The 16,930-nt window shown below is 26.1% G+C and carries 12 protein-coding genes; all 12 read left to right on the top strand.

Annotated elements, in window-relative coordinates:
- Positions 1–331 precede the first annotated feature (331 nt).
- The 12 genes from PG913_RS08525 to PG913_RS08580 all read left to right on the top strand — a co-directional run bounded on the left by PG913_RS08525 (position 332) and on the right by PG913_RS08580 (position 16,741).
- Entirely contained in the window at positions 332–859 is a 528-nt protein-coding gene (locus tag PG913_RS08525) for a hypothetical protein (protein WP_271230370.1), read from the top strand.
- Positions 860–1,003: 144 nt separating this feature from the next.
- On the top strand, positions 1,004–2,473 hold the full coding sequence (locus tag PG913_RS08530; protein WP_271230371.1) for a hypothetical protein: 1,470 nt from the start codon (positions 1,004–1,006) through the stop codon (positions 2,471–2,473).
- A gap of 1,692 nt (positions 2,474–4,165) precedes the next feature.
- A complete protein-coding gene (locus tag PG913_RS08535; RefSeq protein WP_215044979.1) occupies positions 4,166–4,570 on the top strand; it encodes a hypothetical protein in 405 nt (134 codons plus the stop codon).
- A 43-nt stretch (positions 4,571–4,613) separates the two neighbouring features.
- Positions 4,614–4,982, top strand: coding sequence for an SMI1/KNR4 family protein (locus tag PG913_RS08540; RefSeq protein ID WP_239794798.1), 369 nt, complete (start codon positions 4,614–4,616; stop codon positions 4,980–4,982).
- A 2,990-nt stretch (positions 4,983–7,972) separates the two neighbouring features.
- Entirely contained in the window at positions 7,973–8,821 is an 849-nt protein-coding gene (locus tag PG913_RS08545) for a hypothetical protein (RefSeq protein ID WP_271230372.1), read from the top strand.
- A 676-nt stretch (positions 8,822–9,497) separates the two neighbouring features.
- Positions 9,498–10,016, top strand: coding sequence for a hypothetical protein (locus tag PG913_RS08550; RefSeq protein ID WP_271230373.1), 519 nt, complete (start codon positions 9,498–9,500; stop codon positions 10,014–10,016).
- 198 nt (positions 10,017–10,214) lie between these two features.
- Positions 10,215–11,627, top strand: coding sequence for a hypothetical protein (locus PG913_RS08555; RefSeq protein ID WP_271230374.1), 1,413 nt, complete (start codon positions 10,215–10,217; stop codon positions 11,625–11,627).
- Positions 11,628–11,661: 34 nt separating this feature from the next.
- Positions 11,662–12,534 carry a DNA cytosine methyltransferase gene (locus PG913_RS08560; protein ID WP_271230375.1) on the top strand — a complete coding sequence of 291 codons (873 nt, stop codon included), beginning with the start codon at positions 11,662–11,664 and terminating at the stop codon, positions 12,532–12,534.
- Between the two features lie 41 nt (positions 12,535–12,575).
- Entirely contained in the window at positions 12,576–12,905 is a 330-nt protein-coding gene (locus PG913_RS08565; RefSeq protein ID WP_271232152.1) for a DNA cytosine methyltransferase, read from the top strand.
- A 1,334-nt stretch (positions 12,906–14,239) separates the two neighbouring features.
- On the top strand, positions 14,240–14,632 hold the full coding sequence (locus tag PG913_RS08570) for a helix-turn-helix domain-containing protein (RefSeq protein WP_271230376.1): 393 nt from the start codon (positions 14,240–14,242) through the stop codon (positions 14,630–14,632).
- 14 nt (positions 14,633–14,646) lie between these two features.
- Positions 14,647–15,495, top strand: coding sequence for an IS3 family transposase (locus PG913_RS08575; RefSeq protein WP_233885030.1), 849 nt, complete (start codon positions 14,647–14,649; stop codon positions 15,493–15,495).
- Between the two features lie 55 nt (positions 15,496–15,550).
- Positions 15,551–16,741, top strand: coding sequence for a hypothetical protein (locus PG913_RS08580; protein WP_271230377.1), 1,191 nt, complete (start codon positions 15,551–15,553; stop codon positions 16,739–16,741).
- Positions 16,742–16,930: the final 189 nt, after the last annotated feature.

The raw sequence follows: 16,930 nt of genomic DNA on the forward strand, positions 1-16,930 counted from the left end.
ATCGTGAATAAATAGGCGGAAATTAATTAAGGTGGAGTTTTAAGCTGAAACGTGAAAAAAGGCAGAATTTAACGCTGAAAATAAAACGTGAAAAAAGAAGGAAAAATAAAACAGAAGAATTTTAAATAGAAAATTAAGAAATGAGAAATATAGTTAGAAAATCACTACTTGCAACATCATATATAATTCATTGCTTGTGATTAACTACTTACGAAAATCCTTAAGGATTTTCTATTCCGTTTTTATTTACTAAATTAGTTGCTCGAAATACGCAACAAACCATATATAAAAACGTTACCCAACATTAACCACTCAAAACTGAAAGAAAAAATTGAAAGCTGAATTTATTTATCAACCGACTTCTGGTCAATATGAAGAAAAAACTTTTGACCTAAATACAGTGTGGAAAAGTCAAATTTGGAGTTGGATAAAATTCACAACAAATAGCGGAATTGAATGGGTTGGAATGTTTCGAGGAGAACCTAAAAAAGTTGCAATTGCGGAAAAAATAAATCAGGTTGCAATTTTGACAAGTGACGGATTTTATATATTGGATATTGAGAAAAGAGAAACTCTATTTTTTGACCAACAAACTGAATTTAGAGATTTAGCGGAAATTCCAACTCAAGATAAATTTATTATTGCGGATTATGACCAAATTGGAATATTTGACAAAAATTATAAAACGGAATTTATAAATCTAGAATTTGGAGTTGACAATATCGTATTTGGAAAATATAGCGGAATAAAATTAAAGGTAAACTTTGAGAAATTGCCTGATTATGAAATTATAAACGGATTTCTGAATACGGAAAATTGGAAAATTGGAAAATTGAATCGGAATAAAAACGTTGGGTAACACCGTATATAATTTATTGCTAGTTATAGCCTACTTACGAAAATCCTTAGGGGATTTTCTATTCCGCTTTTATTTACTAAATTAGTTGCTTGAAATACGCAACAAATAATATACAAAAACGTTGGCAACAATACGAATCAAACCGTGAAATCAAGAGAAAATAAAATATATTTAAGAGAAACTACGGACATTTCATTGCTCGAAGAAAAATCTGAATATTCTTTCACTAACATTTTACCCTTAGAACACATAAATATCATAGATAGAGAGATATATTTCAATCGTATTTATGAAAATCAAAAAAAAGGTAAAATTGAATTACAAAAAATGTTGGACGAAGTTAGAAAAGTTACTTTTTCTAAAGATGAATTAATACATTGGTTTTATAAAGTAAAAGATGACGCGGTTAACGAAGCTCATCATATAATGATAAGACACGGAGCTTCATTAGGAGCAGATGATAACGATATTGATTTTGAAAGAATTGGATTGCTTACAGGAATTTATGAAGAAGCTGAAAAGTTTCTTTCAATAATGATAGCTATAGAGCCATTAGATACAAAATCCCCACACTATTCTATTTTAGATGAGTTAGAGCAAATTGACAAAGAGTTTATCGAATCTGATAATATTCCAGGTTTCTATAATGTTCAAAGTCATCCTAAATATAAATTAAGAAAGTTTCAAATTAAAAATTTACATTCAGATTGGGATAGTGAATTAGATAAATACAAAGACTCTGAACATATTTCAGAAGAGTTTGGTAACATAGAACGTTTGTTGGATAGATATCATAGTGACTTCACTTGGACTATGTATAAGATAAAACCAAGAGGTGATATAAAATCCTTTTTAGAGTTTCATTGTAATTCCTTTAAAAAAGACAAGTACTTATTCGTTAATCAAATTGAGTTTAGAATACTACCTCAATTAGAAAACTTCACAAGAACTGACCATAAACTTTATGAAAAATTGATTTATGAATGGATAAATGAGAAGAGAGAGAAATTAAGCAATGAAGAGAAGGATTTTTTATTAAACTCAATTATAAGTGTTTGTTTAACCTTTTTAGATAATGTCTTTGAATACAAAAAAGCTCAAAGCGAAAACAAGTACAATATTTTATTAAGAGATTTTTTAAAGCATCGAATTAATAATAGAAAATGGAGTATTAAAGACCAATCAATGGGTGGAACAACTGACCCAAAGATTGAGAGCAATACTTCCGGAATAGCATTTCGAGATTTAATAATTGAAAACGAAGATGGGAATCATTTATCTGCAATAGAATGTTTACGAATAAAATCAATTCCTAAAAATGAATCGTCTGACACAATAATCAATGAACATTTAGTGAAAATTTTCAGAAATGAACCAATTGGAATAAGTCCTCTATTTGTTATTTCCTATTGCGAAACTAAAAGCTTTGAAAATACTTGGAATAAATATTTGAATTATATTACACAAATTGATTTTGGGCAGTATCAACATTTAAGTTTAGAAACAGAAATCGGACTTGAAGAATATTCAAACCTTAAAGTCGCAAAAATGAATCATTATAGAAGTTTGAAAAATATTGAAGTTTATCATTTATTTATAAATATGAACCCATAAAGTACTGTTGCCAACACCGTGTAAAAAAAATTGCTGCTTCTCGCCTACTTACGAAAATTCTCTCGAATTTTCTTGGTTTGGGTTTTATTTACTAAATTTATTACTTGAAACAACGCAAAATTTCTTACACAAACTCGTTGCCAAAAACTCGGAAAAATAAAATGCTGAAAACCAATATTACGGAATAAAAAAAGTGGAATTGACATTTTACTTAAATTGAATAATTTAGAAAATATTGAAAAATTTAGAATTTTATAAAAACTGAAAATAAATATTACGGAATTTAAAAACGCAGAATTAAAATTTTTCTCAAATTCAATAATTTAGAAAATATTGAAAAATTTAGAATTTTATAAAAATGGAAATAAATATCGCGGAATTGAAAACGTAGAATTGAAATTTTGCTAAAATTCAATAATTTAAAAAATATTGAAAATTTAGAGTTTTTTAAAAGCTGAAAATAAATATCACGGAATTGAAAACGCAGAATTAAAATTTTGCTCAAATTCAATAATTTAGAAAACATTGAAAATTTAGAGTTTTTTAAAAAGCTGAAAATAAATATTACGGAATTAAAATTTTTCTCAAATTCAATAATTTAGAAAATATTTAAAATTTAGAGTTTTTTAAAAAGCTGAAAATAAATATTACGGAATTAAAATTTTTCTCAAATTCAATAATTTAGAAAATATTTAAAATTTAGAATTTAAACAAAAAATCGCATTTGGCAACACCGTGTATAGTTCATTGCTTGTTGATTTTCTTTCAGAAAATCCTCGCGCACGTTGAAGTTTGAGTTTTTTAAACTATATTAGTGCTGTAATTCCGCAACGAAACCATGCACAAATACGTTACCTAAAACTCGAAAAAATTACTCGGTAGAATTAAAGTTTTTTAGATAAATTGAATAATTTAGTTTTTAATCAAAATTTAGAATTGCATAAAATACAGGAAAACAAATCTTGTGGAATTAAACAAAATACAAATTTAAGTTTTTAGATAAATTGAATAATTTAGTTTTTAATCAAAATTTAGAATTGCATAAAATACAGGAAAACAAATCTTGTGGAATTAAACAAAATACAAATTTAAGTTTTTAGATAAATTGAATAATTTAGTTTTTAATCAAAATTTAGAATTGCATAAAATACGGGAAAATAAATCTTGTGGAATTAAACAAAATACAGATTTAAGTTTTTAGATAAATTGAATAATTTAGTTTTTAATCAAAATTTAGAATTGCATAAAATATGGAAAAAAAAATCTTGTGAAATTAAACAAAATGCAAATTTAAGTTTTAAGATAAATTGAATAATTTAGTTTTTAATCAAAATTTAGAATTGCCTAAAATACGGAAAAACAAATCTTGTGGAATTAAACAAAATACAGATTTAAGTTTTTAGATAAATTGAATAATTTAGTTTTTAATCAAAATTTAGAATTGCATAAAATATGGAAAAAAAAATCTTGTGGAATTAAATAAAATTCAGAATTAAAATTTTAGAAAAATTGAATAATTTAGAAAATAAAAAAAATCGCATTAGGTAACACCGTGTATAATATATTGCTAGCTTCTAGTCTATTTAAGAAAATTATTTTTTAATTTTATATTCCGTTTTTATTAACTAAATTTAGAACTTAAAATACGCAAAAAATCATACACAAAAACGTTGTGTGCCATTTGAGAAAAATATGAACGAACCAATAATCATTGAGGAATTAGGAAAAATTTGGGGAAGAGATGCAATATTTTTAGACGAAATTGAATTTGACGGAACTCATTCTGTAAAACTGATTGGAGATTTTAATGGTTCTTTATGTGAAAGCGTTGAAAACGACAAATGGATTTCATACGAATTGACATTTAAAGGAATATTAGAATTTAAAATGACCGAATTGGACTTTTTTTCAAATACGGAATATACTTCCAGTTTTGAAAAAGTTATTGGTTCTGACATAATAAATGGATTTTCTAAAAGTTCACAAAATTTTAAATTAAAAGAATCGCACAATCATTATGTTTTTCATACTTATGACGATGTGATTGAAATAATTGCTTGTGAATTTGAATTAAAACTTAAACCGAAAAAAGAATAGAAAAACTGCGGATTACAGTTTTGTGTCATTTAAAAAAAATTATATGGAAAAATTGAATGAATTGGAAAAAGAACTCAACCTGACTTTTCCATTGATTTATAAAAAGTTCTATTTAGAATGTGAAAAGTCAATTCCAAAGGCAATGATTGGAACTGACTTATATCATAATAAAAATGAATTGAAAGAATGGGCTTTAGAATTATTGAAGGAAGATAATGCAGAAAATTTTCTGAGTGAAAAAGATTTTGTTTTTATGATGCATCAAGGCTATATGTTCTGGTATTTTAAAGCAAACGGAACTGAAAATCCTAATGTATATTTTTACCTAGAAATGAGTTTAAAACCAGACCAATTGACTGATTTAAAAACTTTCATAACTGAATATCCAAACGTTGGAATAAAAACTGAATAAAAAACGGCACACAACACCGTATAAACTTTATTACTAGTTATAGCTCACTTGGGAAATTCCTTCGGAATTTCGCCGTTCGTGTTTTATTTATTAAATTCACTGCTTAAACCACGCAACAAAGCTTATACAACAACGTTATGTTTAACGGCGGAATTTCCTCAGAAATTCCTAATCAGTATTTTATGAGTTCTAAAAAATAAATTGACATAATTATACGCCGAAAAAAAAGACTCAAACAGCTAAAAATGAAAATAACTTCTTCCCTATTTTAAGAGAAAATTGAAACTAGAAAAGTCATTTAAGACAATTTAGAAATAAAGTGAAAAATTCAAAAATCATTTAAAACTGAATATAGAAACGTGAAAATATCTCTGGAGAAAAAAGGTTTTAGCAAAACAGCGCGAATATCAAGCAGAAAAGTAAAATGGGAAATTTAAGTACTAGAGCTGGAAAAATTAATTAAGAAAAATTAAAAGACGAAAATTGAGCTTTAAAACGTGAAAAATAGAATAAAATTTAAGTAGAATGATTATTTAGAACTCAAAACCGATAAACATAACATCGTATATAATTTATTGCTAGTTTTTAAATATTTATGAAAAGCTTTTTTTAAATTTTATATTTCGATTTTATTAACTAAATTAGTTGCTCGAAACACGCAACAAATCATATACAAAAACGTTGGGTTTCATTAACAAAAATCGTTAAAATTTGAAAATTTAGTTTTTAAATAAAGTTTAAAAATAGCGGGAAAAATATTTCAAAAAAAACCTTTAATTACCTCAGGAAATTGCACAAAAAATCATTTTGAAAATTATAGTTTTTTAAGAATATTTTTTGCATTTTGAAAAATTCTAATTGAAAATTATTGTGGAAAAATTGAAATGTGAAATAAGAGAATTTTAAAATCATATTTTCTATATTCTGAAAAATTCTAATTGAAAACTGTTGTGGAAAAACTGAAATGTGAAATGAGAAAATTTTAAAATCATATTTTACATTTTGAAAAATTGCAGAAAATATGAAAAATAGGAATTGAATCTTAAAACGTGAAAATTAAAACCATAGAATTAAAAACTTTGAGAAAAAAACTAGTAGAAAAAAAACAAAAAAAATATAAAACGAAAACCCAACACCGTGCATAGTTCATTGCTTGTTGATTTTCTTGCAGAAAATCCTCGCGCACATTGAAGTTTGAGTTTTTTAAACTATATTAGTGCTATGTTTTCGCAACGAAACCGTACACAAAAACGTTGTGTCTAATGGCGGAATTTCCTCAGAAATTCCTAATGAGTATTTTATAAACCAAAAATTAAGCTGACACAAACTCTAGACAAAAAATACTAAAAACCGAAAAAGACTTCTACTCTATTAAAATAAAAAATTGAAACGTGAAAAAATCAGCGCAGAAAAAATTATTTTAATAAAATAGCTGGAATACAAGTAGAAACGTAAAAAACTCAGTAAATCGGCGGAATTAAGCTCTGAAGCGCAAAAAATCGTTAATATTAAAAAGTAATTATGAAAATTCATAAATAAATTGAAAAATTTAAGCTTTTAATAAAATGAATGAATTGAAAGTTGAAACGTAAAAAAATCGGCTGAAATAAAAAAAGCTCATTAAAACGAAAATGGAATTATAAATAAATTGAAAAATTTGAATTTCTAATAAAATTAATGAACTAAAATACAAAAACCACTAAACACAACAACGTATATAATTTATTGCTAGTTTTTAAATATTGAAAAGCTTTTTTTAGAATTTTATATTTCGATTTTATTAACTAAATTAGTTGCGCGAAATACGCAACAAATCATATACAAAAACGTTGTGTCTAATGGCGGAATTTCCTCAGAAATTCCTAATCAGTATTTTATAACCTAAAAATTAAGCTGACACAAACTCTAGACAAAAAATACTAAAAACTGAAAAAGACTTCTACTCTATTAAAATAAAAAATTGAAACGTGAAAAAATAAGCGCAAAAAAAAATATTTTAATAAAATAGCTGAATACAAGTAGAAACGTAAAAAACTCAGCAAATCGGCGGAATTAAGCTCTGAAACGCAAAAAAACCGTTGATATTAAAATAATTATGAAAATTCATAAATAAATTGAAAAATTTAAGCTTTTAATAAAATTAATGAATTGAAAGTTGAAACGTAAGAAAATTCGCTAAATTAAACTCTGAAATTAAAAAAGCTCATTAAAACGAAAATCGAATTATAAATAAATTGAAAAATTTGAATTTCTAATAAAATTAATGAACTAAAATGAAAAAACCACTAAACACAACAACGTATATAATTTATTGCTAGTTTTTAAATATTTATGAAAAGCTTTTTTTAAATTTTATATTTCGATTTTATTAACTAAATTAGTTGCTCGAAATACGCAACAAATCATATACAAAAACGTTGCTAAAAACTCGGAAAAATAAAATGCTGAAAACCAATATTACGGAATTAAAAACGCAGAATTAAAATTTTGCTCAAATTAAATAATTTAGAAAATATTGAAAATTTAGAGTTTTTTAAAAGCTGAAAATAAATATCGCGGAATTGAAAATGCAGAATTAAAATTTTGCTCAAATTCAATAATTTAGAAAACATTGAAAATTTAGAGTTTTTTAAAAAGCTGAAAATAAATATCGCGGAATTGAAAACGCAGAATTAAAATTTTGCTCAAATTCAATAATTTAAAAAACATTGAAAATTTAGAGTTTTTTAAAAAGCTGAAAATAAATATTATGAAATTAAAAAATGCTGAATTATGTTTTATTCAAATTAAATAATTTAGAAAATATTGAAAATTTAGAATTTAAACAAAAAGTCGCATTTAGCAACACCGTGCATAGTTCATTGCTTGTTCATTTTCCTTCGGAAAATTCTCGCGCACGTCGAAGTTTGAGGTTTTTAAACTATATTAGTGCTATAATTCCGCAACGAAACCATGCACAAAACCGTTACCAGCAAGCTGAACAAAAACCTATGATAAAAAATTTAACCTTTATTTTATTGATTTTAATATCGATAACAAGTTGCGCTCAAGAAAGCGTTATTTTCAAAACTAAATTCAAACCAAGTAAAAAATACAAAACCCAAGTCAAAACAACTTCTCACACGGAAATTGAATTTATTGCTGACCAAGAGATAATTGATAGAATAAAAAGTCAAGGAATTGAATTGCCAATGATTACGGAAAGTGAAACAAATATGGCGACTGATATTAACACTCAAAATCTTGACGAAAATGGAGAGTTTTCTGCAACAATGGAATATGGAAAAATGATTACTACTAAAACTATTAGCGGAAAAACAACGACAGAAGAAAAACCATATTCTGGAATGAAAATTTTAGGAAAATATGACATTCAAAATAAATTCAAAATAGATACCATAATTGGAGACAAAGTTTCTCAACAAATGAGGAATGTATTGAAAACCACTTTAGAAAGTGTTCAACAAGCAATTGAATTTCCCGAAAAACCAATGAAAGTTGGAGAATCATTTAATAGTGAAATTCCAATGACAATTCCGATGGAAGGTATGAATCCAATTTCTGTGAAAATAAATATGGAATATTTACTAACTGAAATTAAAAATGGAAAAGCATTTTTTGACATTAAACAAACTGTAGGTTTGGATATAAGTCAAGAGCAATTAAATGTAGTTGCAAGTGGAACTGGAACTGGAATATCGGAATTTGATATTAAAGAAAATTATTTAACAAAATACAAATCCAAATTACCAATGGATATGACAATTAAGGTCAATGAAAAAATGACTATGAAAATGAAAATAACTACAACATCTGAACAAAATGTAGTGATTGAATAATAAAAGCCAGCTGGTAACACCGTATATAATTTATTGCTAGCTTTTGCTTACTTACGAAAGTCCTCGCGGTCTTTCTTGGTCGGTAATTATTTACTAAATTAATTGCTTGAAACACGCAACAAACCATATACAAACACGTTAGCTTTCATTAACAAAAAAAATGCGTGAAATTGGAAAAATAAAGCGTTTTCCTAAAGTAGAATCCTGATAAATATTACGCAAGTAGAAACGGAATTTTAACGCAGCAGATTTTGAAAAATTACGAAAAAATATGCTTGTAATTCTGAAGTGGAAACGGCGGAATTTTAGCCTGTTTATGCAATCGGAAATGAAAGACTGTGGAATTCTGACAAATATTACGCAAGAATCTGTCTGTAATTCTGAAATGGAAACAGCGGAATTTTAGCCTATTTATGCAATTAGGAATGAAAATTTAGACAAGTTAAACGCCGAATAAAAACGCTGAAAAATATGAGATTTTATATCAGTATTTTAATTGTAAAAAAGGAAAAATTAACGAAAAGCTAACAAAATATATAATTTATTGCTAGTGCTCGCCTACTTACGAAAATCCTTAGGGGATTTTCTATTCCGTTTTTATTTACTAAATTTAGTGCTTCAAAAACGCAACAAACCATATACAAATCGTTGTATGTAATTAAAAAATGAAAATAATATGAAAAAAACCTTCTTAACATTATTAACAATACTAAGTTTTTATTTTTCCTATTCTCAAGAAGTTGTGAGAACTGAAATTACAAAAGAAAATTTGTCTGAACTTTTCCCTAACATAAACAGTGGAGATTGGGAAGTAAATAAAAATGCAATTAATAATGTTTTAAATAATTCTAATACCATATATGAATTTGAATTAGTTTACAAAGGAAAAACTATTTTGAGAGAAGTCATTACAAAAGTACTTCCTAGACCTAAAAAATCAAGACTAGCTATTAATATGTATAGATTTAAGACTAGTTTTTGTATTGATTATGATATTTTAGACACAGAAGATAAACTAGAGATAATTGAAAAATATTATAACGTAAAAAAGAAAGAGGCTGACGGAAAAAAATACTTAGAATTCGATAAATATGAAGTCCTTAAAGAAAAAGGCATAGCAAGTGGAAATTATTTACCAAACGACATCATTAAGAACAAACTAATAGTAAGAGTTTATAAAACAGAATTGAAATAAAAACTACATACAACAATGGCTATAAGTAATTGCTTGTTCTAACATACTTATGAAAAATCCTTGGGATTTTCATAAGTATGTTTTACTTAGAGAATTTATTGCTAAATTCCCACAAAAACTAATAGCCGAAACCGTTGTAAACAATTATTCAGAAAAATTCGAACAATAAATTATATTATCTTTGAAAAAAGATTAATTATGAATAATGAAACTTTTGGAATGACTTTTCAATATGCTATTTGCATAGAATACAAGATTGAAAATAATATATCCATTGAAAGAGTTGATAAAGAGCTTCTTTCTACTTTTTTGGAATCAAAAATAATACGAAAAATATTTAGAGGAAAAAGCACTCCCATTAAGTCTTTATATAAAACTAAAGAATTTACTTCTGAATTTATAAGTAGATGTCCACATAGTTTTCTATTAGAAAATGAAGAAACTTTTTCTGTTAAAACATTTAAAGGAACTGGAAAAATGTTTGCACCTAAGGTTGTTGGTCAAGCAGGAGATAATACTTTCAATCATTTCTTTGGACATTTATATAAAAACGAAATAAACAGAACTAACTTTAAAGAGTTTTGTCTCGAAAATATTTCAGATATTTTACCTATTATAGTTGATTATGCTTTAGTAAGTGATTATAATTGTTGGTTCTATAGAAAAGATGATACTTTTAGCTATGAAATAATTAAAAGAGCTGATTTACCAGATTTAACATTTGATAAAAAGAACTTTACATTTACAAAACCAACTTCACAATGTTGGAATGAATCAAATACTGTTAAATATAAAGGGAAAACGGTAATGGAATTACAACTTCACACTAATAGAAGTGGTTATAAAATTAGGTTACACAGAGATAATTTCCCTGAACTATTAAAAGTAGAAAAAATAATAAATAACTCATTATTAGGAGATACAGCAGAATTAGCTATTTGTAATGTTTTTAAACTCGACCCAGGAGTAAATAGTGATAGACTTGTTAATAATTCAGATAAATCAATTTTATCAATATTAGAAAAACATTATTCTAAAAATGAAAAAATTTTATTTCCTTTAAAACCAGTAAAATATTCGGGAACAGAGAAAAGAAAAAGAGGTGGAAATAGTAAAAGTGGAATTGATTTTTATTTAGAAAAAAAACACACATTATCGTTAAAAACAAATAAATCTAAATCTTACAAAGTTTGTCCACCAGAAATTGGTCAACCTTCTCCAAAAACATTTGACTTATATTTTGCTAATAAAGGTTGGTATGAAGGTAAAATGAATGAAGATAAATTTAGGGTTTTAGTTAAAGATAAAAATAAATTAGTTCTTTTATTAAAAGAATATGTAAAATTCCTTAACGAATGTGATTTTTTACTTTGGTCATTATATCTTAATGACAAAGATATTTCCTCTAAACTAATTAATAAAAAAGAGCTCGAAAACATAAACTTTGAGCCGAATTTAATTAATTTTTCAAATGATTTCACAGAAAAAAGTAGTGTAACTATAAAATATGGAAACACTAAAAGCATTTCATTAGGAGAGTTTCAAGTTCATTCTGCAAGAAACTCACTAAAATTTAGATTCAATTTTGGTAATTTATTAGCTATAAAATAAAATCTTTTTTATATTTGGACAAAAATAGACAAATATGGACAATGCAATTCAAATGTTAAGAATTGAAGATGTAGCAAATAAATTAAATGTTTCTCAAAAATCAGTTAGAAGATATATTCATTCTGGAAAATTAAAATCTAACAAAATTGGAGGTGTTCATAGAGTAGAAGAAAGTGAACTAGAGTATTTTCTTAAATTATCTGTTTACGAAAATGGAAAAGAAAAAGAAAAAGAACTCACTCGCCCAAAATCTACAAAAACTGATTTGATAAATTGGATGGATATTTCAGAAGAATGGGATAATCCTAAAAAAAATAAATATACTTCAGCAGATTTATTTTGTGGTGCTGGAGGAATGGCTAAAGGTTTTGAAATGGCTGGGTTTAATCAAGTATGTGGTTTAGATTGGTTTAAAGAAGCTGGTATGACTTATAGGCACAATTTTAAACACCCATTAATTGAAGGAGATATTACAAATAGAGAAATAAAAGATAAATTTATAAACACTGTAAGAAAACAACTTAAAGGTAAACCTTTAACTGTTCTTTCTGGTGGTTTCCCTTGTCAAGGTTTTAGTATGTCTGGAAGTAGAATTGTTGAAGATGAAAGAAATTCTCTTTACAAAGATATGCTTGAAATAATTGAAGAATTACAACCAGAATTTATTGTTGCTGAAAATGTTAAAGGTTTGCGTTCAATGCTTAAAGGAAAAGTTGAGGATAAAATAAAAATTGACATTAAAAAACTTGGTTATGATGTAAATGTTACTGTACTGAATTCAGCAGATTATTATGTTCCGCAAAAAAGAGAACGAGTAATTTTTATTGCAAATAGAATTGGAAAAAAAACCATCACCCTTCTCCTCTACTTGAATCAGGTTCTTATATTACAACAAAAGAAGCTATAGAAGATTTAATCAAACTTAAAGACAAAAAGGAATTTAATCATATAAGAACTAAACATAGTGATGATATGAAAGCAAGATTAGCTTTAGTTCCTGAAGGAAAAAGTTTATATGATAATTATTCTGATTCTTGGAAGAAATGTCCTTGGAATGAAGCAAGTTGTACAATAAAAGAAAACCATGGAGGAGTGAATATTCACCCTATTGAACCAAGAGTTATAACTGTGAGAGAAATGGCAAGATTACAATCTTTTCCTGATGATTTTATATTTCAAGGCGCAAAAGGAAAACAAATGGTACAAATCGGAAATGCAGTTCCTCCGTTTTTAGCGAAAGCAATTGGATTATCAATAAAAAAAACGTTAGAAAAATAAAAGTCTACAACAACGTGTATAATTAATTGCTATTATAAGCATGTTTGGAAAAATAACTACAAACTTTAAAAGTTAGGCTTATTTATTATATTTATTGCTAAAACCACGCAACTAATTATACACAAACCGTTGCAAGTAATGGCGGAATTTCCTCAGAAACTCCTAATTAGTGATTTATCTTTTCTAGAAATTAATATTGAATAATATTGCGCTGGAAAAATTGAAAATGACTTCTACTCTATTTTTAGAAAGTTAATCCTAAAAAAGAGAAAAAAACAGAATTGAACTCTGAAAAATGAAGCATGAATAAATAGGCTGAAATTAATTAAGGCGGAGTTTTAAGCTGAAACGTGAAAAAAGGCAGAATTTAACGCTGAAAATAAATCATGAATAAATAGGCGCAAATTAATTAAGGTGGAGTTTTAAGCTGAAACGTGAAAGAAAAAAAAATAAAACGGAAAAATTAAGAAATAAGAAATATAGTTAGAAAATCACTACTTGCAACACCATATATAATTTATTGCTTGTGATTAACTACTTACGAAAATCCTTGGCGGATTTTCTATTCCGTTTTTATTTACTAAATTAGTTGCTCGAAAAACGCAACAAACCATATATAAAAACGTTGCCAAAAACTCGGAAAAATAAAATGCTGAAAACCAATATTACGGAATAAAAAAGTGGAATTGACATTTTACTTAAATTGAATAATTTAGAATTTATTCAAATTTCAGAATATTATAAAGGCTGAAAATAAATATCGCGGAATTTAAAACGTGGAATTAAAGTTTTACTCAAATTGAATCGTTTAGAAAATATTGAAAATTTGGAGGATTATAAAAACTGAAAATAAATATCGCAGAATTTAAAATGTGGAATTAAAGTTTTACTCAAATTGAATAGTTTAGAAAATATTGAAAATTTAGAGGATTATAAAAACTGAAAATAAATATCACGGAATGAAAACGAAGAATTGAAATTTCACTTAAATTGAATAATTTAAAAATATTGAAAATTTAGAGTTTTATAAAACTGAAAATAAATATTATAGAATTAAAAAATGCTGAATTAAATTTTACTTAAATTCAATAATTTAGAAAATATTTAAAGTCTATAATTTAAACAAAAAGTCGCATTTGGCAACAACGTATATAATTCATTGCTTAATGATTTTCCTGCGGAAAATCCTCGCAAACGTAGATGTTTGAGTTTTTTAAACTATATTAGTGCTATGATTTCGCAACGAAATCATATACAAGAACGTTATATGCAATTGTAATCAATGTAAAATCCTGAAATAGGTTGACTAAAATTTAAACACTTTTAGTTAAACTATGGACACAAAGACAAAACTACCCTGCCGAAAAAAGAACTACAATAAAGTAGGTTTTGAACTCAAATTATTCATCATTGACCAAATTCATAATGGACGTATTTCTGTTAATTACGCCGCTAAAAAATACGATATTTCTAGAGCTACAATTCAGTACTGGATCAAAAAATATAGTACTTTTGAACAAAAAAAATTAAGCATGAGTAAACAAGATGAAATCAAAAAACTCAAAGAGAAAATTGAAGAACTAGAATTTGTAAAAGATTTTCAACAAGATATTATCGCTGATATGGAAATCATTACTGGTGTCGATATGTCAAAAAAGTCATTGCCCAAAACATTAGCAGAAGAGATTCAAAAAAAGAAGCAAAACCGTTTAAAAGAAAATGGTTAATTCAATGTTTTGGGATTAGTAAACAGGCCTTTTACAAACGATTAAAATCTTATCAAATAAAGCAAAATAACGAACTTATATTAACACAATTAGTCAAACAATGTCGTGATAGAATTGGTCAGAAATTAGGGGCTAAAAAACTATATCATCAATTAAAAATTGATATCGATAAAAAAGGAATAAAAATAGGGCGAGACAAGTTCTATAATTTCTTAAGAAGCCATAGATTACTAGTACCTAGAACAAAAAACTATCATATTACAACGAATTCTAAACATCATTTTTATAAGTATAAAAACCTTGTATCAAACAAAATCCCGACAAGAGCGGAACAACTTTGGGTAACAGATATTACCTATATAAAAACAGAAAAAGGTCATAATTATTTAGCTTTAGTAACAGATGCATATTCTAAGAAAATAATGGGGTATAAATTAGACACACATATGAGAACATCGCTTTGTATAGATGCACTCAAAATGGCTATCAAAAATCGAAAATATCCGAATGAAAAACTAATTCATCATTCAGATAGAGGACTACAATATTGCAATCCGACTTATACCCTATTTGCTGAAAAAAATGGTTTAATTATGAGTATGACTGAAAAATATGATCCATATGAAAATGCTATCGCTGAAAGAATTAATAGAACTTTAAAATATGAATATGGTTTGAAACTAACAATTAAAAACACTATTTTAGCAAAGAAAATTACAAAAAGTGCTATTAATATTTATAACAACCTTCGTCCACATTTAAGTCTCGATTTAAATACTCCTAAGAAGGTTCATATAAATCAAAATATCGAATATAAATCATATCGAAGAAATAAAAAAAATCTGGAATTATTAACCTTATAAATTCAAAAAAAAAGGTCAACCTATTTCAGGACAATACACAAAAACTCAACTTCACATGTATAATCTAAAAGAAAGTAGACTTTCTGAATTGAACATTGATTATTTACTATCAAATCATGATATTAAAATAAAAAATGAGCCTTCTATAAGATTTTCAGGAGAGTCAGATGAGCAGTCTTCGCATAGAACTAAAGTTTCAATTGATGTGATTTTCAATATTAATAATAATAGATTAGATTTTGATTTAAATGAAAATTTAATCAGATTAGTACTTGAAAAAAATAATGCGACTGAATTTTATCAAACTAGACTCAATATCTCTATAAATGCTACAGACTCTGTTTTAAGAAATATAACATTTACTGAAAATTGGAATGATAACTCTAAAGAGCCTCATAAAGGAATATTTCTTACTACTGATTTCAAGTTATCAAATTGCAGATTAAATTCATTAAAAATATCTAACAATAGGAATTCAAATAACTTTTATTTAAACAACTTAAAATGTGAGGATTTAATAATTGAAAAAAATCGTGGGAAATATTTTAAAGCAAAAGGTTTTAAGGTTAAAAAATTACAACTAACGCCCTTTGAAAACACACCTGTTTTGGACAATTTCAAACTAAATTCCTTGATATTATCTGAAAACATAGTCGATATTGAATTGATAACAGGAACAATTAATGACAAAATTGAAACTCTACCTGAAAGTTACAATCATAACAACGAAAAAACTTTATTTAAAATTTATTTTGTCAATTTAAAGAATGCTACAGAAACAAATATAGAATTGATTAGGTCAATTAAAAAGCAACTTGAAAAAGTTGGAAATAACTACGACTATTTAAACGCATTAGCTTGTGAATACAAAATAACAAAGAAGGAAATAAAAATATGGAAAAATCCATTTGATTACCTTCAGTTATTTTTAAACGAAAAATCTAACAATTTTGGTACTAGTTGGAGTAGAGCAATACTATTCACTTTTATAGTAAATCTAATAGGAACATCAGCTTTATTATACTCTATCAAAACAAGTTCCTGTTCGGGAATTTTAAATTTCGATTTAAATGCTAAAATAAAATTAATTTTCTTTAATAATTTCTCCCCCATTTATAATAATAAATTAATTGAACAATTAAATTCGACCTCCTTGGCCTCATATATCATAGTATTTTTAACTAAAATTTTTATTTTCTATGGTATTTATCAAACTGTTTTTGCTTTTAGGAAATATAGAAATTAGAAATTTATTGGTTTAATAAAACTTGAGGAAAACTGCATATAACAAAGTATAAAAATAATAAGGGTTAAGTGCCAAACCCAAAACTGGCGCATATTAACAAAGTTCGCCAAATTTACAATTTGACGGTTAAAAGAAAAATAACGGTAAAATTGTAAATTTGGCTAAGTGCTAAACAGAAAAGTAAGTGCG

The organism is Tenacibaculum pacificus (assembly GCF_027941775.1).
In the GTDB taxonomy this organism is placed as follows: Bacteria; Bacteroidota; Bacteroidia; order Flavobacteriales; family Flavobacteriaceae; genus Polaribacter; species Polaribacter pacificus_A.